Annotated in this window: 22 protein-coding genes; 13 read left to right on the forward strand and 9 right to left on the reverse strand. The window is 68.8% G+C overall.

What is annotated here, in order from left to right; genetic code table 11:
- Positions 1-10 precede the first annotated feature (10 nt).
- Positions 11-1,105, forward strand: coding sequence for a patatin-like phospholipase family protein (locus FHR97_RS06285; protein ID WP_183382902.1), 1,095 nt, complete (start codon positions 11-13; stop codon positions 1,103-1,105).
- A gap of 263 nt (positions 1,106-1,368) precedes the next feature.
- On the opposite strand, the gene FHR97_RS06290 is transcribed toward FHR97_RS06285, so the two are convergent.
- A complete protein-coding gene (locus tag FHR97_RS06290) occupies positions 1,369-1,944 on the reverse strand; it encodes a Smr/MutS family protein (RefSeq protein WP_183382903.1) in 576 nt (191 codons plus the stop codon).
- A gap of 124 nt (positions 1,945-2,068) precedes the next feature.
- Between FHR97_RS06290 and prmB the strand changes: the two genes are divergently transcribed.
- From prmB to phaC, 5 genes are all read left to right on the forward strand, one after another.
- A complete protein-coding gene (gene prmB / locus FHR97_RS06295; protein WP_343065561.1) occupies positions 2,069-3,025 on the forward strand; it encodes a 50S ribosomal protein L3 N(5)-glutamine methyltransferase in 957 nt (318 codons plus the stop codon).
- Between the two features lie 20 nt (positions 3,026-3,045).
- Positions 3,046-4,131 carry a chorismate synthase gene (gene aroC, locus FHR97_RS06300; protein ID WP_183382905.1) on the forward strand — a complete coding sequence of 362 codons (1,086 nt, stop codon included), beginning with the start codon at positions 3,046-3,048 and terminating at the stop codon, positions 4,129-4,131.
- A 61-nt stretch (positions 4,132-4,192) separates the two neighbouring features.
- Positions 4,193-4,573, forward strand: coding sequence for a hypothetical protein (locus tag FHR97_RS06305; RefSeq protein WP_183382906.1), 381 nt, complete (start codon positions 4,193-4,195; stop codon positions 4,571-4,573).
- Between the two features lie 121 nt (positions 4,574-4,694).
- Positions 4,695-5,183: a phasin family protein gene (locus tag FHR97_RS06310; protein WP_183382907.1), complete on the forward strand. Its 489-nt coding sequence runs from the start codon at positions 4,695-4,697 to the stop codon at positions 5,181-5,183.
- Positions 5,184-5,270: 87 nt separating this feature from the next.
- Positions 5,271-7,112 (forward strand): class I poly(R)-hydroxyalkanoic acid synthase, encoded by a 1,842-nt coding sequence (gene phaC, locus FHR97_RS06315; protein WP_183382908.1) that lies wholly within the window; start codon positions 5,271-5,273, stop codon positions 7,110-7,112.
- Between the two features lie 141 nt (positions 7,113-7,253).
- On the opposite strand, the gene lnt is transcribed toward phaC, so the two are convergent.
- The 5 genes from lnt to miaB all read right to left on the reverse strand — a co-directional run bounded on the left by lnt (position 7,254) and on the right by miaB (position 12,649).
- Positions 7,254-8,720, reverse strand: a complete 1,467-nt coding sequence (gene lnt / locus FHR97_RS06320; RefSeq protein ID WP_183382909.1) for an apolipoprotein N-acyltransferase — start codon at positions 8,718-8,720, stop codon at positions 7,254-7,256.
- Between the two features lie 25 nt (positions 8,721-8,745).
- The gene (locus tag FHR97_RS06325; protein ID WP_183382910.1) at positions 8,746-9,615 is read right to left on the reverse strand and encodes a CorC family transporter; all 870 of its coding nucleotides are present in this window, start codon (positions 9,613-9,615) and stop codon (positions 8,746-8,748) included.
- Positions 9,612-10,124, reverse strand: coding sequence for an rRNA maturation RNase YbeY (gene ybeY / locus FHR97_RS06330; protein WP_183382911.1), 513 nt, complete (start codon positions 10,122-10,124; stop codon positions 9,612-9,614). The genes FHR97_RS06325 and ybeY overlap by 4 nt, the downstream gene beginning before the upstream one ends.
- Complete coding sequence (locus FHR97_RS06335; protein ID WP_183382912.1) at positions 10,121-11,224, reverse strand: PhoH family protein; 1,104 nt, start codon at positions 11,222-11,224, stop codon at positions 10,121-10,123. The genes ybeY and FHR97_RS06335 overlap by 4 nt, the downstream gene beginning before the upstream one ends.
- An 81-nt stretch (positions 11,225-11,305) precedes the next feature.
- A complete protein-coding gene (gene miaB, locus FHR97_RS06340) occupies positions 11,306-12,649 on the reverse strand; it encodes a tRNA (N6-isopentenyl adenosine(37)-C2)-methylthiotransferase MiaB (protein ID WP_183382913.1) in 1,344 nt (447 codons plus the stop codon).
- A 408-nt stretch (positions 12,650-13,057) separates the two neighbouring features.
- Here miaB and FHR97_RS06345 point away from each other — a divergent pair, with 408 nt between their 5' ends.
- Both FHR97_RS06345 and FHR97_RS06350 read left to right on the forward strand, forming a co-directional pair.
- The gene (locus FHR97_RS06345) at positions 13,058-13,693 is read left to right on the forward strand and encodes a TIGR04211 family SH3 domain-containing protein (RefSeq protein ID WP_183382914.1); all 636 of its coding nucleotides are present in this window, start codon (positions 13,058-13,060) and stop codon (positions 13,691-13,693) included.
- 12 nt (positions 13,694-13,705) lie between these two features.
- Complete coding sequence (locus FHR97_RS06350; protein ID WP_183382915.1) at positions 13,706-14,344, forward strand: thiopurine S-methyltransferase; 639 nt, start codon at positions 13,706-13,708, stop codon at positions 14,342-14,344.
- A gap of 215 nt (positions 14,345-14,559) precedes the next feature.
- Here FHR97_RS06350 and FHR97_RS06355 read toward each other — a convergent pair whose 3' ends face one another.
- Entirely contained in the window at positions 14,560-15,147 is a 588-nt protein-coding gene (locus FHR97_RS06355; RefSeq protein ID WP_183382916.1) for a YajG family lipoprotein, read from the reverse strand.
- Positions 15,148-15,270: 123 nt separating this feature from the next.
- Here FHR97_RS06355 and FHR97_RS06360 point away from each other — a divergent pair, with 123 nt between their 5' ends.
- The gene (locus FHR97_RS06360) at positions 15,271-15,720 is read left to right on the forward strand and encodes a GNAT family N-acetyltransferase (protein WP_183382917.1); all 450 of its coding nucleotides are present in this window, start codon (positions 15,271-15,273) and stop codon (positions 15,718-15,720) included.
- 32 nt (positions 15,721-15,752) lie between these two features.
- Here FHR97_RS06360 and ggt read toward each other — a convergent pair whose 3' ends face one another.
- A complete protein-coding gene (gene ggt / locus FHR97_RS06365; RefSeq protein WP_425486067.1) occupies positions 15,753-17,483 on the reverse strand; it encodes a gamma-glutamyltransferase in 1,731 nt (576 codons plus the stop codon).
- 140 nt (positions 17,484-17,623) lie between these two features.
- Between ggt and rpe the strand changes: the two genes are divergently transcribed.
- From rpe to FHR97_RS06380, 3 genes are read left to right on the forward strand one after another with little or no spacing between them, the layout of a single operon-like run.
- Positions 17,624-18,322 (forward strand): ribulose-phosphate 3-epimerase, encoded by a 699-nt coding sequence (gene rpe, locus FHR97_RS06370; protein ID WP_183382918.1) that lies wholly within the window; start codon positions 17,624-17,626, stop codon positions 18,320-18,322.
- Positions 18,323-18,324: 2 nt separating this feature from the next.
- Positions 18,325-18,600: a GIY-YIG nuclease family protein gene (locus FHR97_RS06375; protein ID WP_183382919.1), complete on the forward strand. Its 276-nt coding sequence runs from the start codon at positions 18,325-18,327 to the stop codon at positions 18,598-18,600.
- 45 nt (positions 18,601-18,645) lie between these two features.
- Positions 18,646-19,500, forward strand: coding sequence for a mechanosensitive ion channel family protein (locus FHR97_RS06380; RefSeq protein WP_183382920.1), 855 nt, complete (start codon positions 18,646-18,648; stop codon positions 19,498-19,500).
- Positions 19,501-19,571: 71 nt separating this feature from the next.
- On the opposite strand, the gene FHR97_RS06385 is transcribed toward FHR97_RS06380, so the two are convergent.
- The gene (locus FHR97_RS06385; RefSeq protein WP_183382921.1) at positions 19,572-20,867 is read right to left on the reverse strand and encodes an NAD(P)/FAD-dependent oxidoreductase; all 1,296 of its coding nucleotides are present in this window, start codon (positions 20,865-20,867) and stop codon (positions 19,572-19,574) included.
- A gap of 273 nt (positions 20,868-21,140) precedes the next feature.
- On the opposite strand from FHR97_RS06385, the gene FHR97_RS06390 reads away from it, so the two are divergent.
- A complete protein-coding gene (locus tag FHR97_RS06390; RefSeq protein ID WP_183382922.1) occupies positions 21,141-21,806 on the forward strand; it encodes a phosphoglycolate phosphatase in 666 nt (221 codons plus the stop codon).
- Positions 21,807-21,834 lie beyond the last annotated feature (28 nt).

A 21,834-nucleotide genomic window follows, 5' to 3' on the forward strand; every position in this document is an offset into this window, starting at 1 on the left:
GGGAGGCGACATGCGCAAGTCCAACCGCAAGGGCAGGCGGGTCTCGCTGGTGCTGGGCAGTGGCGGTGCTCGAGGCTATGCCCATATCGGGGTGATCGAGGAGCTGGAGGCCCGGGGCTACGAGATCGTGGCCATGTCCGGGTGCTCCATGGGCGCCCTGGTCGCCGGCGTGCATGCGGCGGGACAGCTCGACCGCTATCGCGACTGGGTGTGCCAGCTGGACTACTTCGACGTCCTGCGCCTGGTGGATGTGACCTGGAGTCCCATGGGGGCCATGAAGGCCAGCAAGGTGATGAACAAGCTCGACGAGCTGGTCGGGGACATCCGCATCGAGGATCTGCCGATCCCGGTCACCACCGTGGCGACCGACCTGGTGCGGCAGCGTGAGGTGTGGTTCCAGAGCGGGTCCCTGCTCGAGGCGATCCGCGCCTCCATCGCCGTGCCGGGGGTGATCACGCCGGTCCACCAGGGCGAGCAGGTGCTGGTGGACGGTGGGCTGCTCAACCCCTTGCCCATCACGCCGACGGTGTCGACCCGGGCGGACTTCGTCATGGCGGTCAACGTGACCGCCCACAGCCCCGAGCCGGTGAGCCTGGAGTCGCTGCTGTCCCCGGACGAGGCCGCCAAGGAGCAGGCCAGGGAGGAGGCCCGCGACCGGGGCGGCGCGGTGGACTTCGGCGGCTGGATGGATGGGGTGAAAGGCGCGACCCGGCGGCTCTTCGAGGGCTTCGGCGGCGGCGCCGAGGGCGACGAGGACGACAGCCTGGCCCGGGGGCGCCGCGCCTGGGGGCGGCTGGACATGATGCTGGCCTCCTTCGACATCACCCAGGCGGCGCTGGCCAAGTACAAGCTGGCGGGCTATCCCCCGGATGTGCTGATCGAGGTGCCCAAGACGGTCTGCGGCGCCTACGAGTTCCATCGTGCCGAGGCGCTGATCCTGCTGGGGCGCCACCTGGCCAAGGAGGCGCTGGATCGACGCGAGGAGGGGGTAGGCCTCGCCGGCAGCAGCCTGGTGGTGGAGCCGAGGGCCGATGCCGCGGACGACGAGCCGCTGCGGATCGAGGAGACAGGCACCGAGACGGTGGCGCCGGACGACCGGGCCTAGGGCGCGTTAACAATCGCACGCACGTTGCGCCGGAGCCGGTGGTTGTGCAGATCGCGGCGTGAACGACGTGGCTTGGTGCTGCCAAGTGAGTCGTGAACAACAAAGAGCTGCGCAGCCACCGGCCCGGCCCTTCGGGTTGCGCCTCACCAGGCGTCATGCGGCGTTGACGGCCTGGTCAAGGGAACCACCCTTGACGGCGGCCGTCGCCTGGCCTGACGCCTGGTGAGACAGCAACGCCATCGGCGGACGATTGTTAACGCGCCCTAGCCCTCGCCACGGCGACGCCGCAGCAGCACATAGACCGCACCGGTACCGCCGTCGACCTCGCTGGCCGAGCAGAAGGCCAGCACGCTGGGCCACTCGCGCAGCCAGGCATTCACGTGGCTCTTGATCACCGGGTAGTCGGCGGTGCTGCCCCAGGCCTTGCCGTGGACCACCAGCACGCAGCGTGCCTGGGCCGCCAGGGCGTCGGCCAGGAAGGCCTCGAGTTCGCTGCGTGCCTCCTCCAGGGTGTGGCCGTGCAGGTCGAGGCCGGCCGCCCAGGGAATCTGGCCGCGCTTGAGCTGGCTGCGGGTGCGGTAGGGTAGGTCGGGCAGGGCGAAGTCGAGATACTCGGACGGCCGTACCGCCTCGACGCGGCCATCGGAGGTGCGACCGCCGGCGACGCCCTCGCGGGCGGCGGTGGCCGCGGCACGGCGCTCCCGGGCCGCCTCGTCGGCGCGCCGGGGGCGTCCCGGATCGGCCCGGTTGCTGTGGATCGGGCGCACGCCGGCCTCGCTCAGGGCCTGACGAAAGGCACTGATCTCGTCGGCGTCCGGGCGTTGGCGGCGTTGGCTCATGGCTCTCTCGTGGGTCGGCGGGGAGGGGTCAGTATACCGACCCTGGCGTGGCTGTGAACCGCCGCCGAGGGTACAATCGGTGGCCGCACGCCGCTCCTCGCAACCGTCAACCACAGGATGTCCCGTGGCCGAATCTCCCGCTTCACCGTCTTCCTCCTCCCTGGCGCTCACCGATGACGCCCTCGTCGAGGGCCTGGTCACCCTGAGGGATTGCCTGCGCTGGACCGCCAGCGAGTTCCACCTGGCCGGCCTGCACTACGGTCATGGCACCGACTCCGCCTGGGACGAGGCCGTGGCGCTGACCCTCGGCGCCCTCCACCTGCCCTGGGATGTCGATCCGGGGGTGCAGGACGCGCGGCTGCTGCCCATGGAGCGGGCGCGGATCGTCGGCCTGGTGCGCGAGCGCATCGCCACGCGACGGCCGCTGCCCTACCTGCTCGGTGAGGCCTTCTTCGCCGGGGTGCCGTTCCGCGTGGACGAGCGGGTGCTGATTCCGCGCTCGCCCATTGCCGAGCTCATCGAGCATGGCTTCGGCGCCTGGTTCCCGGTCGAGCCCCCGGCGCGGGTCCTCGATCTGTGTACCGGCTCGGGCTGTATCGGCATCGCCACGGCCCTGCATCTGCCCACCTGCCAGGTCGACCTGGCCGACATCAGCCCCGAGGCGCTGGAGGTGGCACGCATCAACATCACCCGCCACGACGTCGGCGACCGGGTCCGGGCCGTCGAGTCGGACGTCTTCGACGGCCTGGCCGGCCGGCGCTACGACCTGATCGTCTCCAACCCGCCCTACGTGGATGCCCGGGACCTCACCACCATGCCGGCCGAGTTCCGCCACGAGCCGGGCCTGGCCCTGGGCGCCGGCCGTGACGGCCTGGATATCGTGCGGCGCATCCTGCGCGAGGCCCGGGCGCACCTCAGCGACGACGGCGTGCTGATCGTCGAGGTGGGCAACTCCGACCACCATCTGGAGGCCGCCTTCCCCGAGGTGCCCTTCCTGTGGCTGGAATTCGAGCGCGGCGGCCAGGGCGTGTTCGCCCTCACCGCCGCGGAACTCGACGCCCATGCGGCGTCCTTCAGCTGAGCAGTCATAGGAGAACGCCCATGTCCGGCAATACCTTCGGCAAGTTGTTCACCGTCACCACCTTCGGCGAAAGTCATGGCCCCGCGCTCGGCGCCATCGTCGACGGCTGCCCGCCGGGCCTGCCGCTCTGCGAGGAGGACCTGCAGCACGACCTGGATCGTCGCCGTCCGGGCTCGTCGCGCCATACCACCCAGCGCCAGGAAGCGGACCGGGTGCGCATCCTCTCCGGGGTCTTCGAGGGCGTGACGACCGGCACCGCCATCGGCCTGGTGATCGAGAACACCGACCAGCGCTCCAAGGACTACTCGAAGATCAAGGACCGTTTCCGGCCGGCCCATGCCGACTACACCTACCATCACAAGTATGGCATCCGCGACTACCGCGGCGGGGGGCGCTCCAGCGCCCGGGAGACCGCCATGCGCGTGGCCGCCGGGGCCATCGCCAAGAAGTACCTGGCCACCCGGGGCATCCGGGTCCGCGGCTATATGAGCCAGCTCGGGCCCATCGCCATCGAGTTTCGCGACTGGGACGCCGTGACGGCCAATCCCTTCTTCTGCCCCGACCCCGAACGGGTGCCGGAACTCGAGGCCTACATGGATCAGCTGCGTCGCGATCAGGACTCCGTCGGGGCCAGGATCTCGGTGGTGGCCGAGGGCGTGCCGCCGGGACTGGGCGAGCCGGTCTTCGACCGGCTGGATGCCGAGCTGGCCCATGGCCTGATGAGCATCAATGCGGTCAAGGGCGTGGAGATCGGCGACGGCTTCGCCTCGGTGGCCCAGCGCGGCAGCGAGCACCGCGACGAGATGACGCCCGAGGGCTTTCTCTCCAACCACGCCGGCGGCGTGCTGGGCGGTATCTCCAGCGGCCAGGCGATCATCGCCCACCTGGCGCTCAAGCCGACCTCCAGCATCACCACCCCCGGGCGCTCCATCGACGTCAAGGGCCAGCCGGTGGAGGTCGTCACCAAGGGGCGCCACGATCCCTGCGTGGGCATCCGCGCCACGCCCATCGCCGAGGCGATGATGGCGTTGACCCTGATGGATCACCTGCTGCGCCACCGCGGCCAGAACCAGGACGTCACCGTGACGACCCCGCGGCTGCCGTGAGCGCCAGGGCTGCTACACTGACCGGCATCCTCTCATTTCTCTTCGACAAGGCGGTCCTCCCATGAAGATCAACGTCGAATTCGACCTGACCCCCGACGAGTTCCGCCAGGCGCTGGGCCTGCCGAACGTGGAGGCCTTCCAGCAGGACCTGCTGGGCCGGATCCAGAAGCAGATGGAGTCCGGCGTCGAGGGCTATGATCCCATGAGCCTGATGCAGCCCTTCCTGCAGCAGCCCATGCTGCAGCAGGGGTTGTCCCAGGGCCTGTCCAGCTTCGGCAACTACCAGCAGATGATGCTGGACATGCTCACCCGTGCCGCCTCCTCCGCCGGCACCCAGGCGGGCGATTCCTCGGCCTCGGCCGAAGAGGGCAACGCGGGCAAGTCGGGCGCCGCCAAGGCGGGCTCGGCGAGTGCCCGCTCACGCCGGAAGGGGGACGGCTGAGGCTGGCATGCGACCTTTGGCTTAGCCCCTCGTCACTTTCTTGCAACAAGCGTCGTGCGAGACTACGATTTGTGCAGCGCAGCACGATTGTTGTCACCTGTCCCTATGAGAGGATTTGGCCATGCAAGACAAGATGATCGAGAACTTCAACGAACAGACCCGCCAGTTCTTCGAGCCGATGCGCAAGCTCAACTCGTTGATGCTGGACAGTATGGAGCGCATGACCGAGTATCAGATGGAGTCCATGAAGCGTTACAGCCAGATGGGCACCGAGCGCATGCGCGACGCCACCGAGGTCAAGGACGCCGAGGACCTGCGTGACTTCGGCACCCGCCAGGCCGAGATGATGAACGAGCTGTCCAAGCAGATGCTGGAGGATGCCCGCGCCCTCGGCGAGATGAGCATGCAGTTCAAGGCCGAGCTGGAGAAGCTCTACGCCGAGTCAGGCCAGCAACTGGCCGAGCAGGCCCAGCAGGCCCAGCAGGCCCAGCAGGCCACCGAGAGCGCCACCGGCACCGCCCAGGAGGAGCCCAAGCCCCAGGCCGCGACCAAGTCACCGGGCGCGGCCAAGGCGACCAGCACCAGCCAGGCGGCGCGCAAGCGTACCTGATCACCCGGATTCTCATCTGACCACCGCCGTCTCGTCATGCGAGACGGCGGTGGTCGCGTGTCGATGGCAGCGTTACAGGAGGGGTCAATGCAGCCAGGGTTTCAAGCACCGTCTCAGGCCGAGCTCGAGGTCTGGAACGAGCAGTTCAAGGCGATCGGCGAGGAGTACCAGGCCCTGATGGAGGACTTGCTCCCCCGCATGGTGCCGGATGATGCCGCGGAAACCATCTACGCGGACATGCGCGAGGCCTTCCGGGCCGGGGCCGAGTCGCTGATGCAGGATCCATCCCTGCTGTGGCAGACCCAGGCGCGCCTGCTCGAGGACCAGTACCAGCTCTGGCAGAACGGCCTCAAGGCCATGGCCGGCGAGTCGGTGGCACCCCTGGTGACGCCCGCCAAGGGCGATCGGCGCTTCAGGGACGAGGCCTGGACCAACGATCCCTACTACCTGGCGATCATGCAGCAGTACCTGCTGTTCTCGCGGCTGGTCGAGGACCTGATCGACCGCCTGCAGGGCCTCACCGCCGACCAGAAGCGCAACCTGGCCTTCTACGCCCGCCAGTTGGTCAACGCCATGTCGCCGACCAACTTCGTGACCACCAATCCGGAGGTCATGCGACGCACCATCGAGACCAAGGGCGAGAACCTGGTGGAGGGCCTGGCCCGGCTGCGCCGGGACCTGGCCAATTCCGCCGAGGGGCTCAATGTCACCATGACCGACCGCAGCGCCTTCGCGGTCGGCGAGAACATCGCCGTCACGCCGGGCTCGGTGGTCTTCGAGAACGAGCTGATGCAGCTGATCCAGTATGCCCCCAGCACCGAGCAGGTCTACAAGACCCCGCTGCTGGTCGTTCCCCCCTGGATCAACAAGTACTACATCCTCGATCTGCGCGAGGACAACTCCCAGGTCAAGTGGCTGGTGGACCAGGGACACAGCGTCTTCCTCATCTCCTGGCGCAACCCGGGCCCCGAGCAGCGCGACCTGACCTGGGCCGACTACATGCAGCTCGGTCCCATCGCCGCCATGGAGGCCATCGAGCAGGCCACCGGCGAGAAGTCCGTCAACCTGCTGAGCTATTGCATCGGCGGCACCCTGGCCGGGTCCACGCTGGCCTACCTCACCAGTACCCGCCGCGGCCGCAAGGTCAAGTCGGCGACCTTCATGACCAGCCTGCTCGACTTCCGCGACCCCGGCGAGCTCGGCGTCTTCCTGAGCGAGCCGGTGCTCAAGGGCATCGAGGCCAAGCTGGAGCAGGACGGCTACCTGGATGGGCGGGTCATGGCCTACTCCTTCAACCTGCTGCGGGAGAACGACCTCTTCTGGTCGTTCTACATCAACAACTACCTCAAGGGCGAGCTCCCGGCGCCCTTCGACCTGCTCTACTGGAACACCGACGGCACCAACCTGCCGGCCGGGACCCATGGCTGGTACCTGCGTCACATGTACCTGGAGAATCGCCTGGTCGAGCCCGGCGGCATCGAGCTGGACGGCGTGAAGATCGACCTGCGCAAGATCTCGACGCCCAGCTACTTCATCTCCACCCGCGACGACCATATCGCCAAGTGGAACAGCACCTACTACGGTGCGCTGCTGCCCAAGGGGCCGGTCAAGTTCGTGCTGGGGGGCTCCGGTCATATCGCCGGCATCGTCAATCCCCCCCACAAGAACAAGTACGGCTTCTGGACCAACGACGAGCTGCCGGCGACCCCGGAGCAATGGCTGGAAGGCGCCGAGGGCCACGAAGGCTCCTGGTGGCCCCACTGGCAGGCCTGGATGACCGACAACGGCTACGCCGACGCCGAGAAGATGGTGCCGGCCCGCCAGCCGGGCGACGGGGAGCTGGATATCCTCGAGCCGGCCCCGGGGCGCTATGTCCGCATGACCATCCCCGAGGTGCTGGGCGAGACCCCGACGTCGTCGGGAGCCTGAAGCCCGCCCGGCGCAGCCGGGATCTCGAAGCTGGAAGAGAAAACCCCCGTCGCCTGGCGACGGGGGTTTTCTGCATCGGTGGAGACGAGGATATCTGGCTTCGAGCTTCGAGCTTCGAGCTTCGAGCTTCGAGCTTCGAGCTTACGGCTTGCGGCGAAGTTGCAGGCCGGGCAGCACCAGCAGCGCGGCCAGGGCCCACACCGGCCAGCTGCCGGTGCGCGTGAAGGGCGTGAGCCCCTCCCGGGGCGTGATCTCGCCGGTGAGGGTCGCCTTCTCGAACTGGGGCGCCCGCTGGAGGATGCGGCCCTGGGCGTCGATCAGCGCGGTCACGCCGTTGCTGGTGGCGCGGATCACCGGCCGACCGTTCTCCAGCGCCCTCAGCCGGGCCATCTGCAGGTGCTGCAGCGGGCCGATGGAGGCGCCGAACCAGGTATCGTTGGAGACCGTCAGGATCACCCCCGAGTGCCTGGCCTGTTCGGCCACCAGGTCGGCGTAGATGATCTCGTAGCAGATGGCGTTGCCGATGCGGGTGCCGGCCACCTCCAGCGGCGCCTGGTCGTCGAGGCCCGGGGTCATGGCCGGCATCGGCAGATCGAAGAAGGCGATGGCGCCCCGCAGCAGGCTCTCCAGCGGCAGGTACTCGCCGAAGGGCACCAGGTGGCGCTTGCGGTACTCGCCCGACGATGGGGCCGCCACGATCACGCTGTTGTAGTAGTGCCCCTGGCCATCGCGCTGCAGGATGCCGGTGACCAGGGTGCTGGTGCCCGGCAGCAGCCGGCGGGCCTGCTCGAGCACCGGCGCGGCCTGGTCCGCGAACATCGGCAGCGCCGCCTCGGGCCAGATCACCAGGTCCACGTCCGTCTCCAGCGCGGCGGTCATCGTCAGGTAGGTGTCGATGGCGGTGCGCTGACCCTCGGGGGTCCACTTGATCAGCTGGGGCAGGTTGCCCTGCAGCAGGGCGACCTGCACGGGCTCGCCGGCGGGTCGCGTCCACTGGCCCGGCAGGGCCAGCGGCAGCAGCCACAGGGCGGCCAGCGGCAGGGCGGCCCACCAGCGGCGCTGCAGGAAGGCCACGCCCAGGGCGCCGGAGAGGGCGACGACCAGCGACAGCAGGTAGACGCCGCCGACCGGCGCCCAGGGCGCCAGGGGGGCATCGATCTGGCCGCTGCCCAGCAGCAGCCAGGGAAAGCCGGTGAACAGCCAGGTGCGCAGGGCCTCGCCGAGCACCCAGGCCCCGGCGAAGCTCAGCACGGACAGGCGTGGCCCGCAGAGGCGCCGGTAGAGGCCCAGGGTGACGGCGAAGAACAGCGCCAGGGCGGCGACGAACAGGGTCGTCAGGGCCAGGGCCAGCGGCACGCCGGTGTAGCCGTAGTCGTGGATCGACACATAGACCCAGGAGGCCCCCGACCCGAACAGCCCCAGCCCGTAGCACCAGCCCCGCCAGGCGGCCTGGCGGGCGGTCAGGGACGGCAGGCCCGCATAGACCAGGCCGGCGGCCACGGGGGCCAGCCACCAGAGCTGGAAGGGAGCGGCGGACAGGGTGGTCAGGACCCCGGCCGCCACGGCGGCCAGGTTGCCCAGGGCCCGGCGAGGGCGAGAGATCGTCATGCGGCCTTCCATGGTCGGGAGAGCGTCAGTCCTCGAGGCTCTCGGTGTCGGGCTCGACTTCCAGCAGGCGGATGCGGCGGTTGTCGGCATTGAGCACCGTGAAGCGCCAGCCGCCTAGCTCGGTATGCTCGCCGCGGCCGGGCAGGTGGCCGAAGCGCTGCATCACCAGGCCGCCCAGGGTGTCGAACTCCTCGTCGGAGAAGCGGGTGCCGAAGCGCTCGTTGAAGTCCTCGATGGGCGTCAGGGCACGGATCGCGTAGCGCGCGTCGCCCAGTTCACGGATATCCTCTTCCTCGTCGGTGTCGTGCTCGTCCTCGATGTCGCCGACGATCTCCTCGAGGATATCCTCGATGGTCACGATGCCCGCGGTGCCGCCGTACTCGTCCACCACCACCGCCATGTGGTTGTGGGTATCGCGGAACTCCTTGAGCAGGCTGTTGAGGCGCTTGGACTCGGGCACGAACATCGCCGGGCGCAGCACCTCCTCGAGCTGGAAGGGCAGGCCGTTGTCCTTGCCGTTGCGCAGCAGGGGAAGCAGGTCCTTGACCAGCAGGATGCCCTTCACCTCGTCGAGGTTCTCGCCGATCACCGGATAACGGGAATGGCCGGTTTCCAGGATCACCGGCAGGTACTCCTCGAGGGGCTGGTCGAGGGCGATGGCGTTGACCTGGGAACGCGGGATGAGCACCTCGCGGACCTGCTGGTCGCTGATGTTCAGGGCGCCTTCGATGATCATCATGGCGTCCTGCTCGAGCTTGAGCCGGGTCGCCGCCTGGCGCAGGAATTCCAGTAGCTCGTCCCGGGAGCTGGGCTCGTCGCTGTCGCTGGACAGGGCGCTGAACAACTTATCGAGCCAGGACTTGTTGGCCTGGCCGTTCGATCGGTCTTCGCTCATGCGTCGGCTCTCTCGTCCTCGGTATCGGAATCGCGGTGCGGAGGGCTGGGGGTGAGATACGGGTCGGCGATGCCCAGGCCCGCCAGGATGTCACGCTCGAGGGCTTCCATGGCCTCGGCCGCGTCGTCCTCGATATGGTCATGGCCCAGCAGGTGCAGGGTGCCGTGGACCACCATATGAGCGTAGTGAGCCGCGAGGCTCTTGTCCTGATCCCGGGCCTCGGCCAGCACCACGGGATGGCAGATCACCAGATCGCCCAGCAGCGGCAGCGTCACCCCGGGAGGGCACTCGAAGGGAAAGGACAGCACATTGGTGGGCCGGTCGCGGTCACGGTAGTCCCGGTTCAGGGTTCGGCTCTCCCCGGCATCGACGAAGCGCACCGTCAGCTCGCGGCGCGACTCCCCGGGGTGGCGCGCCAGCACGGCCGCCACCCAGGCCTCGAGTTCGGCCTGCCCGGGCAGGCCCTCGGCCTCCAGGGCCGCCTGGCGATCGACGCAGATCTCGCTCATGAACGCTCCTCGCCACCGTTCGGGCGGTCGCGGCGTTCCTGGCCCAACTGTCTTTCCTGGCGCAGGGCCTCGCGCTCCTGCTCCCGGGCCTCGCGCCGGGCGCGTTCCTCGGCCTCCTGCTCGGCCTCGAAGAGGTCGTAGGCCTCGATGATGCGCTGGACCAGCGGGTGGCGGACCACGTCCTTGGCGGCGAAGTGGGTGACGCCGATCCCCGGGGTGTCCTTGAGCACTTCGAGCACCTGGATCAGGCCGGAGGTCTGGCCTCGCGGCAGGTCCACCTGGGTGATGTCGCCGGTGATCACCGCCGTCGAGCCGAAGCCGATGCGGGTCAGGAACATCTTCATCTGCTCGCGGGTGGTGTTCTGGCTCTCGTCGAGGATGATGAAGGCGTTGTTGAGGGTACGCCCGCGCATGTAGGCCAGGGGGGCGATCTCGATCACCTGGCGCTCGATCAGCTTGGCCACCTGCTCGAAGCCGATCATCTCGTAGAGCGCATCATAGAGCGGGCGCAGGTAGGGATCGATCTTCTGGGCCAGGTCGCCGGGCAGGAAGCCGAGCTTCTCGCCGGCCTCCACCGCGGGGCGCACCAGCAGGATGCGGCGCACCTCCTGCTGGTTGAGCGCCTCCACCGCGGCGGCCACGGCCAGGTAGGTCTTGCCGGTGCCGGCGGGACCGATACCGAAGTTGATGTCGTGGGCGCGGATGCTCGAGACGTAGCTCTGCTGGTTGAGCCCGCGCGGCTTGATCAGCATCTTGGGGGTGCGCAGCAGGACCTCGTCGTCGTCGCCCGAGCCCTCGTCCTCCTCCAGCGCCTGGAGGCCGGATTCCTGGAGGAACAGATGCACGGTGTCCGGCGTCAGGTCGCTGGCCTCGGCCTCGCGGTACAGGTGCTCGACGACGTTGGCGGCGGCCTTGACCCGGTGGCCGGGGCCGGCCAGCTGGAAGGCGTTGCCGCGGTTGCGCAGGGTGATGCCGAGTCGGGCCTCGATCAGCTTGAGGTGTTCGTCGCGCTGGCCGCACAGGTTGGCCAGGCGGCGCGGGTCATTGGGCTCGAGGTTCAGCGTGATGATGCGGTTGGCCGGAGTGGATGGCTGGCTCAAGACAGGCGGGTCCGTGCGTTGATGAGTGTCGGGGTCAGCTTACTGCCCCGGCAGCCGCCGGGGCAATGCAAGATGCAGCGGTCAGAAGCGTTGCGGGGCGGCCAGCTCGCCGCGCAGCGAGTTGGGCAGCGCCTCGGTGATCTCCACGTCGACGAAACAACCGATCAGCTCGGTGGGGTTGGCGGCGCGGAAGTTGACCACCCGGTTGTTCTCGGTGCGCCCGGACAGCTGGCCGGGATCCTTGGGCGAGAAGCCGGTGACCAGGATGCGCTGGGTGCTGCCCACCATGCGCCGGCTGATCTGCATGGCCTGCTGGTTGATGCGCTCCTGGAGGATCGCCAGGCGTTGCTTCTTGACCGACTCCGGGGTCTCGTCCGGCAGGGCCGCCGCCGGGGTGCCGGGGCGCGCCGAGTAGACGAAGCTGAACGAGACGTCGAAGCCGATGCGGCCGATCAGCGCCATGGTCGCCGCGAAGTCTTCCTCGGTCTCGCCGGGAAAGCCGACGATGAAGTCCGAGGAGAAGCTGATATCGGGGCGCAGCTCGCGGATGCGTTCCAGCTTCTCGACGTATTCCTCGACGGTGTGGCCGCGCTTCATGGCGGCGAGGACACGGTCGGAGCCGGCCTGCACCGGCAGGTGCAGGTGGCTGACCAGCTCCGGGACCTCGTCGTAGGCCTCGATCAGGCTGTCGGAGAACTCCACCGGATGGGAGGTGGTGAAGCGAATCCGGTCGATGCCCTCCACGGCGGCCACGCAAGCGATCAGCTCGGCCAGGTCGATCTCGTCGCCGAGCTGGTTCTCGCCGCGGTAGGCGTTGACGTTCTGGCCCAGCAGGTTGATCTCGCGAACCCCCTGGTCGGCCAGGTGGATGACCTCGTCCATCACCGCCTCGAAGGGCCGCGAGATCTCCTCGCCGCGGGTATAGGGCACCACGCAGAAGGTGCAGTACTTCGAGCAGCCCTCCATGATGGAGACGAAGGCGGTGGCGCCGTCCGAACTCGGCTGCGGCAGGTGATCGAACTTCTCGACCTCGGGAAAGGTGACGTCGACCACCGAGATCTGGTCGTCCCGGCGCGCGTCGAGCATCGACGGCACCCGGTGCAGGGTCTGGGGACCGAATACCATGTCCACGTGGGGCGCACGCTTGCGCAGCGCCTCGCCCTCCTGGCTGGCCACGCAGCCGCCGACCCCGATCACCAACTCGGGGTTGGCTTCCTTGAGCTTCTTCCAGCGGCCCAGCTGGTGGAAGACCTTTTCCTGGGCCTTCTCGCGGATCGAGCAGGTATTGAGCAGGATGACGTCGGCTTCGCGCTCGTCGTCGGTGAGCTCCAGCTGATGGGATTCGCCGAGCAGATCCGCCATGCGCGCGGAATCGTACTCGTTCATCTGGCAGCCGTGCGTCTTGATGAAGAGTTTCTTCGCCATAAGAATAGGTCGTGGCGTCTTGGCCCGACGGATGCACCGGTGGATGGACGTTCGCAGGCAGGAGGCCGACAGGCCTTCCGATGAGGGCATCGATTATACGCACCCCCGGCGGGAGGGGCCAGGGCCGACCGCCGCCGGTGGCGGCCGACTGTGGTACCCTTGGCGCCGCCGGGGGCGCGGCACGGGCCGTCGACTGGTCAGCGAGTGACCGAAGTGTCGCGGCGGCGATAGCCATGCCCCCTGGCCGACGGTTTCCAGCGGTTTTCCCGACACTTGTCCACAGAAGCTGTGGACGACGGGCGGGAGGGCCGCCTTCATCGCGGCCGTTGCTGGAACGGGAGGGCCGACCAACCGCCGCCATTGGCGAAGAGCAGCGCAAACAGAGCCTTGGACAGCCAGGAAGATGGCATGACGATGCAACGATGCAAGACACTGACAGTGGGCGTGTTACTCGGGGCCCTGGCCCTGCCGTTGCAGGCCCAGGAGAACGAGGCCGCGGACGCCACCCGCTGGGTCTCCGATGAACTCACCACCTATGTGCGCAGCGGTCCCACCGACGGCTACCGGATCGTCGGCACCCTGACCGCCGGTGCGCCGGTGGAGGTCCTCGAGACCAGCGGCGACTATACCCGGGTGCGCAGCGAGAGCGGCGACGTGGTCTGGGTGCCGAGCAGCGAGCTGCAGGACAGCCCCAGTGCCCAGGTCCGCCTGCCGGAGCTCGAGGCGCGGGTCCAGGCGCTGTCCGAGGAGCTGTCCGGCATCAACGAGACCTGGGAGAGCCGCATGGCCTCGATGTCCGAGACCCTGGACGTGCGGGAGCAGCGCATCGCCCAGCTCGAGGCGCGCAACCACGAGCTCGAGGCGGAAACCGAACACTCCCGTGGCACCCTTCGCGAGCTCCAGGCCCGCCTGGATACCCAGGAGGAAGACCTGCTGATGCGCTACTTCATGTATGGCGGCGGAGTGGCCGGTGCCGGCCTGCTGGTGGGCCTGATCGTGCCGCACCTGCCGCGGCGGCGTCGCAAGCGCGACCGCTGGTTCTGAGGGGCCCGGCCCATGGACAACGAATGGCTGCAGCGCTGGCGGCAAGGGCGCCTCGGCTTCCACCGGGATGCCGTGCATCCCGCGCTGAAGCGGCACTGGCCCGGCCTCGGCATCCAGGCCGACACCAAGGTGCTGGTGCCGCTGTGCGGCAAGAGCCTCGACATGCGCTGGCTGGCCAGCCACGACCATCCGGTGCTCGGCATCGAGCTCGCCGAGCCGGCCATTGAGCAGTTCCTGGCCGAGGGCGTGGGCGAGGTATCCCGGTATCATCACGACAGCTTCGCGGTGTGCCGCCAGGGCAGCGTGGAGCTGTGGTGCGGGGACTTCTTCCACTTCCATATCCAGCAGGCGGCGGAGGTCGGGGCCTTCTATGATCGGGCGGCGCTGATCGCCCTGCCCGAGGCGACCCGCCAGCGCTACGCCTTCCACCTGGCCCAGCTGCTCCCCCCGGGGGCCCGGGGGCTGTTGATCAGCCTGACCCGGGCGCCGGGCGACGAGGGGGGGCCGCCCTACAGCGTCCATGCCGACGAGCTGGACGCACTCTTCTCGCCGAACTTCGAGCTTCGTCACCTCGAGGATGGGGCGCCCGAGCCCGGCAGCGGCTTCCGGGAGAGCGTCTGGGCACTGACCCGCCGCGGCCCCAAGGTCTAAGCAATGTCTGACAAGTGTCTGCGCTCGGCAATACGGCGTTAAACATTAGCTCAAAAGTGCTCATTTACTAACTGTAAACTCCGCATTTTCACTAATGATGGTTGCCTTGTCTTGCCTTCGCTCGTCGACTTTTCAGGCATGGCTAGGGGCGCAGTATCGTCGGGAACCATCGCCGAGGGCGCCCCATGGGGCGCCCTCGGCGTCTGCGCGGGGGCTCAGCGGGCCAGTAGTCGGCCGAGCTCAGGGTCCTTGAAGGCTCGGTCGAGGCCGTCGGAGAGCAGTCCCTGGATCATCTCGAGGTTGGCCTCCTGGTTCGGGCGTACCGCGTATTGCTGGGTGCGTCGCGAGGTGTAGGTGCCGGTGTAGGTGGTGCCGTCGTTGTGGGCCTCGGCCACCAGTACGGCCTCCAGCCGGGCGCTGCCGACCAGCGGCGGGCTGTCGCCGCGCTCGTAGCCCAGGTGAGCCAGGGTCAGGGTCAGGCTGGGGCGGTCCGGTGCGGCCTCCCGGGTGGGGGAGAAGCCCATTTCCCGCACGGCCCGCTCGGCCTCGGCCTGCAGGCGGGGCTCCAGGGTCGCCGGATCGACGATGATCACCGCGGTGGACATGGCGCTGCCGCTGCGGGTGCCGATCACCGCCTCGTCACGGCTGTCCACGGCGGTCACCGTCACGGCCTGGCCCTGGCCGGTGACCGGCACGGCGACGGTGCGCTCGGGCGCGGGCTGGAGATAGTGGGGGCCGGCGCAGCCGGCGAGCCAGCCGGTCGCCAGCAGGATCATCGAGGCGCGCAGGAAGCGGCGTGGCATGGGCGATTCTCCCGAAACAAGTGAGCCTCGAGTATATCGTCCCCGTGCCGCGGCCTGCAGCATTGGGTAGGCCGAGCGGGGCAGGACGGCATACACTGCAAGCATCAGCACAGGAAAGTCGTCATGATCCGACCCGCCATACCGGAGGATATGCCGGCCATCGTCGATATCTGGCGGCGTGCCTCCCGCCTGGCCCATCCCTTCCTGGACGAGGACGCCTGGGCCGCCCGTGCCGAGGAGATGACTCGGCAGTGCCTGCCCGACTGCCGGATCCAGGTGCTGGACGCCGGCGGTCGGGTGGTCGGCTTCGCGGCCATGCGCGGCGAGCACCTCGAGGCGTTGTTCGTGGATCCCAAGGCTCAGGGCTATGGGCATGGCTCGGAACTGATGGCCCACGTCATGGCGCTCAGCGAGCGCATCACCCTGCGGGTCTTGTCGCGTAACGTGCGCGCCGTCTCCTTCTACCGGCGGCTGGGGTTCCATGCCTACCTGGAAACCGAGGATTCGGCCAGCGGCGAGCCCGAGACCCTGATGATCTGGACCCGCCGCCGCAGCGGTCGCGGCCGCGCTTGAGGCGCGCCGGCTGGTGGCCCGGGCGGGGCCGGCTAGAGCCCCATGGCCGAGGAGGTGGAGCGGCGCGGGTCCGCCCCGCCGTAGAAGCGGCCGTCCTCGATCACGATCGACTGGGCGGCGCCCATCGCCGACTCCTGGCTGACGGTATGGCCCTTGCCCTCCAGCAGCGCGCGGGTGTCGGGGCTGAAGCCGGCCTCGATGCGCAGCTCGTCGGGCAGCCACTGGTGGTGGATCCGCGGGGCGCTGACCGCCGACTGGATGTTCATGTCGTGGTCGATGACGTTCATCAGCACCTGCAGGGTGGTGGTGATGATCCGCGAGCCGCCGGGACTGCCGGTGATCAGGAAGTTCTTCCCGTCGCGCTTGACGATGGTGGGCGTCATCGACGACAGCATGCGCTTGCCCGGCGCGATCTTGTTGGCCTCGCCGCCGATCAGGCCATAGGCGTTGGGGACGCCGGGCTTGGCGGAGAAGTCGTCCATCTCGTTGTTGAGCAGGAAGCCGGCGCCGTCGACGGCGATGCCCGAGCCATAGCTGAAGTTGATGGTGTAGGTGTTGGAAACCGCCAGGCCGTCGTCGTCGGCGATGGAGAAGTGGGTGGTCTCGTTGGATTCAAAGGGCAACGGGTTGCCCGGCGCGATCCCGTCGCTCGGGGTGGCCCGGTCCATGGCGATCTGGGCGCGCAGCTCGTCGGCATAGCCCTCGGAGGTGATGCCCTCGAGGGGGACCTCGACGAAGTCGGTGTCGCCCAGGTACTCCGAGCGGTCGGCATAGGCGCGCTTCATCGCCTCGGCCATCACGTGCATGGTATTGGCCGCGCCGAAGCCCATCTGGCCGATGTCATAGGCCTCGAGGATGTTGAGCATCTGCACGATATGGGCCCCGCCGGAGGAGGGCGGGCTCATGGCGTAGACGTCGTAGCCGCGGTAGTTGCCGTGACTCGGCTCGCGGATCACCGGCTGGTAGCCGGCCAGGTCCTCGAGGGTGATCAGGCCGTCGTGGCGTTCCATCTCGGCGGCGATCAGCTCGGCGGTCTCGCCCTCGTAGAACTCCCGGGGGCCCTGTTCGGCGATGCGCCTGAGGGTCGCCGCGAGGTCCGGCTGGCGGAAGGTGTCCCCCACGTCGTAGGGGCTGCCGTCCTCCTTGAAGAACATCGCCCGGGTCGAGTCCCACTTGGTCAGTCGCTCGCTGGCCTCGCTCACGCCATCGACGAAGCGCTGCGGGACCGCGAAGCCTTCCTCGGCGAGGCGGATCGCCGGGGCCAGCGCCTCGGCCAGGCTCAGGGTGCCGTACTGCTCCAGGGCCAGCGACAGGCCGGCCACGGTGCCGGGCACCCCGGCCGCCCGGTGGGTGAAGCGCGACCACTCGGAGACGGCGTTGCCGTCCTCGTCCTGGAACATGGTCTCGGTGGCGGCGGCCGGGGCGGTCTCCCGGTAGTCGATGGCGATGACCTCGCCGCTGTCCTCGTCGGAGATCAGCATGAAGCCGCCGCCGCCGATGTTGCCCGAGCGGGGCTGGGTCACCGCCAGGGCGAAGCCGGCGGTCACGGCGGCATCCACGGCGTTGCCGCCCGCGGCGAGGACCTCGCGGGCGACCTGGGACGCCAGGAAGTGGCTGGTGGCCACCATGCCCCGGGACCCTTCCTCGGGGTGGAAGCGCTCCCCCTCGAGGATCGCCGGCTGGGCGAGCAGCGGCGGAGCGCAGAGCAGGGTGCCGGTGAGCAGGGCGGCGCCCAGGGGGCGGGAAAATCGCTGGGGCATCATGACGTCTCCTTGTCGCGGATGGGCACGAGCCCTCACTATCGGCCGGGAGCGGCGATCCCGCAAGGCACACGAGGGGCCCCCGGATGCTGTTAGAATGCCGCCCATCGTGCCCATCGACTCTCACAGGACCGATCGTCGCCATGACCGACTCCCGACCCGATTTCCAGATCGCCCCCTCCATCCTTTCCGCCGACTTCGCCCGCCTCGGCGAGGAGGTCGACGACGTGCTCGCCTCCGGCGCGGACATCGTCCACTTCGACGTGATGGACAACCACTATGTCCCCAACCTGACCATCGGCCCCATGGTCTGCGAGGCCCTGCGCAAGCATGGCGTGACCGCGCCCATCGACGCCCACCTGATGGTCAGGCCGGTGGACCGGCTGATCGGCGACTTCATCCAGGCCGGGGCCACCTACATCACCTTTCACCCCGAGGCCTCCGAGCACATCGACCGCTCCCTGCAATTGATCCGCGACGGCGGCTGCAAGGCGGGGCTGGTGTTCAACCCGGCCACGCCGCTGTCCTTCCTCGACCACGTGATGGACAAGGTCGACATGGTGCTGCTGATGAGCGTCAACCCCGGCTTCGGGGGGCAGTCGTTCATTCCCGGGACCCTGGACAAGCTGCGCGAGGCGCGCCGCCGCATCGATGCCTCGGGCCGGGATATCCGCCTGGAGATCGATGGTGGCGTCAAGCTGGACAACATCGCCGAGATCGCCCGGGCCGGGGCGGACACCTTCGTGGCCGGCTCGGCGGTGTTCAAGGCGCGCAATACCGCCGACCCGCACCGCTACGACAGCGTCATCCGCGACTTCCGTCGGGCCCTGGCCGAGGTCTGAGGATGGCCGGGACGGCGCCAGCGGACTGGCACCTCTACGTGATCGAGACGGCCAGCGGCGCGCTCTATACCGGCATCACCACCGACGTCACCCGACGCCTGGCCGAGCATCGCACCGGGCGCGGGGCCAAGGCCCTGCGTGGCAAGGGGCCGCTGGTTCTGCTATATCACGAACGCGTCGGCGAGCGCGGCGAGGCGCTGCGACGGGAGGCCGCCGTCAAGCGTCTCTCCGCCGCGGCGAAGCGGCAGTGGCTGGCCCGTCGCCGGGCCGGCGAATGACCACAACGGAGGCGGGGCCCGGCCTCGCCGGCACAGGGAGCACCCATGGATAGCCAATGGATCACCGATGTCGTCCAGATGCAGGGCACGAACTTCGTCATCAACCTGGTGGCGGCCGCCGCCATCTTCGTGGTCGGGCGCTGGGCGGTGAAGCTCGTGCACCGGCTCTCGCTCAAGGCCATGCAGCGCGGCAAGCTCGACCCGCTGCTGGTGACGTTCCTCGGCAACATCCTCTATGCCCTGCTGATGATCTTCGTCGTGCTGGCGGCGATCAGCCAGGTGGGCATCCAGACCACCTCGCTGATCGCGGTGATCGGTGCCGCCGGCCTGGCCGTCGGCCTCGCCCTGCAGGGGTCGCTTGCCAACTTCGCCGCCGGGGTGCTGGTGATCATCTTCCGCCCCTACAAGATCGGTGACTACGTCGAGGCCGGCGGCGTGGCCGGGGTGATCGATGACGTCCAGATCTTCACCACCGAGCTCAAGACCGCCGACAACCGCAAGGTCATCGTGCCCAACGGCCAGATGATGAGCGGCGCCATCACCAACTACTCCAGCCATGCCACCCGGCGGCTGGACCTGGTGGTGGGCGTCGGCTACGACGACGACATCGATACCGTGCGCCGGGTGCTGCAGGGCGTGGTGGCCGACGATCCCCGGGTGCTGGAGGATCCGGCGCCGAACATCCGCATGAGCGCCATGGGCGACTCCAGCGTGAGCTGGATCGTGCGGCCCTGGGTCAAGGCGGAGGACTACTGGGACGTCCACTGGGAGATGACCGAGGAGATCAAGCGTCGCTTCGACGCCGAGGGCATCAGCATTCCCTTTCCCCAGCGCGACGTGCATGTCTACCACCATCCCGAGGCGGGGGAGGCGCGCGGCGCGGCGCTCCTCGAGCGCTGAGCCGTCCCGCCTGCGCGAAACGGGGCCGCCGGATGGCCGGCGGCCCCGTCTCGTGCAGGGTCGAGCGGGGCTCAGTGCAGCTTGAGGCGCGGCTTGATGAAGCGGTTGAGGCCGTCGACCACCACCATCAGGCCGGTCTTGAGGGCGCCGTGGATGGCGCGCTGGTGCATGCGATAGAGCGAGGCATAGAAGAGCTTGGCGAGATGCCCCTCGACGAACAGGCTGCGCGCCGAGGCTCCCCGCATCAGGCTGCCGATGGCGTCGAAGTGGGCCAGCGAGATCAGCGAGCCGCGATCGCGGAAGACGAACGGCTTGAGCGACCGGCCCTCGAGCCGGGCCGCCAGGTTGCGGTAGAGCCGGGTCGCCTGCTGGTGGGCGGCCTGGGCCCGCGGCGGGACGGTCGAGCCGTCCCGCTGGGGGCAGCTGGCGCAGTCGCCGAAGGCGAAGATGTGCTCGTCGTCGACGCTCTGCAGGGTCTCCGTCACCTTGAGGCGATGGTTGGGTTCGGTGGACAGGCCCAGCGTCGAGAGGAAGGCGGGCGCCTTGATGCCGGCGGCCCAGACGCTGAGGTCGGTCTCGATGCGCTCGCCGTCGGCGGTGACGATGGCGTGGGGCTCGACCTCGGTGACCCGGGTGCCCACATGGACGCCGACGCCCAGCCGCTCCAGCTCGGCGTGTACCGCCTGACTGATGCGGTCGGGCAGGACCGGCAGGACCTTGGGGGCCGCCTCGATCAGGTGCACCTCGAGGTGCTCGCTGTCCAGGGTGGTGAAGCCGTAGTTGTTGAGCATCTGGGAGGCGCCGTGGAGCTCGGCGGCGAGCTCCACGCCGGTGGCACCGGCCCCGACGATGCCGACCACCATGCGCGAGGGCGACTCCCGGGGGGCGTTGTAGCGCAGGAAGGCATTGAGCATGGCCTTGCGGAACGCTTCGGCCTGCTGGGGGCTGTCGAGGAAGTGGCAGTGCTCGCTCACCCCGGGGGTGCCGAAGTCGTTGCTGACGCTGCCGACGGCCATCACCAGCTCGTCGTAGGCCAGGGTGCGTGAGGGCAGCACCTCCTCGCCGTCGTCGTCGAGCACCGGGGCCAGGGTCAGGGTGCGGGCCTCGCGGTCCAGGTCGCACAGGGTGCCGAGCTGGAAGCGGTAGCCATTGACCCGGGCGTGGCCCTGGTAGGAGATCTCGTCGAGGCCGGAGTCCAGGGCGCCGGTGGCGACCTCGTGCAGCAGCGGTTTCCAGATGTGGGTGGAATTGCGGTCGACGAGCACGATCTCGGCACGCTTACGCTTGCCGAACTTGCGGCCGAGCCGGGTCACCAGCTCGAGTCCGCCCGCGCCACCGCCGACCACCACGATACGTGGTAGGGTCATGGGAGACTCCTGAAAAGAGGATGGGAAAAGGGCTAAATGGGTCGCCTGGGTCAGGCCGGGGGTCTCGTTCGCTGTCATGGCCTGCGAGGCAGCCATGGCATCGTGAGGGCTCCGGCCGGTTAGCGGCGACGGCTGACCCTAGGATATGCCTCTTGCACGCCCCTGCCTATGCCCTCATTAGGGTAGGGTGGATATTTTTTTCGTAATATTACATGCATGGGGCGACGTCACCGCCGCCCTCCACCCGTTACTCGCTGTCCCGAGGAAACCGCTATGCACCCACTCCTGGCCGATATCCGGCTGGTCGCCTTCGACCTCGACGGGACCCTGGTGGATTCCGTGCCCGACCTGGCCGCCGCGGTGGACGCCGCCCTGGGTGACGAGGGGCTGGCCGCGCCGGGCGAGGCCCGGGTGCGCGATTGGGTCGGCAACGGCTCCCGGGTGCTGATGGAGCGGGCCCTGCACGACGCCCTCGGCCAGCCGCCCTCGGCGGCGCGGCTCGAGGCGGTCCACGCCGGCTTCCTGGCCCACTATGGCCGCGCGCCCTGCGAGCGCACCCGGCTCTATCCCGGCGTGCGGACGGCACTCGACGGCCTGCGCGAGGCAGGGCTTTCGCTGGTGCTGGTGACCAACAAGCCCGCGGCCTTCATCGCGCCGATCCTCGAGCGCTTCGGCCTGGCCACGCACTTCGCCCTCTGCCTGGGCGGCGACAGCCTGCCACGCCGCAAGCCCGACCCCCTGCCGCTGACCCACGCCGCCAGCCGGTTGGCGGTGTCGCCGCGTCACGGCCTGATGGTCGGCGATTCCCGTCACGACATCGCCGCCGGCAAGGCGGCAGGCTTTCGCACCCTGGCGGTCCCCTACGGCTACAACCACGGGGAGCCGGTGAGCCTGAGCCGGCCGGATGGCACAGTTGAATCGCTCGCGGAACTCGTTTAGGGTGATTTGGATTGCGCTATAATAAGGC

This window comes from Halomonas stenophila (assembly GCF_014192275.1).
Taxonomy (GTDB): domain Bacteria; phylum Pseudomonadota; class Gammaproteobacteria; order Pseudomonadales; family Halomonadaceae; genus Halomonas; species Halomonas stenophila.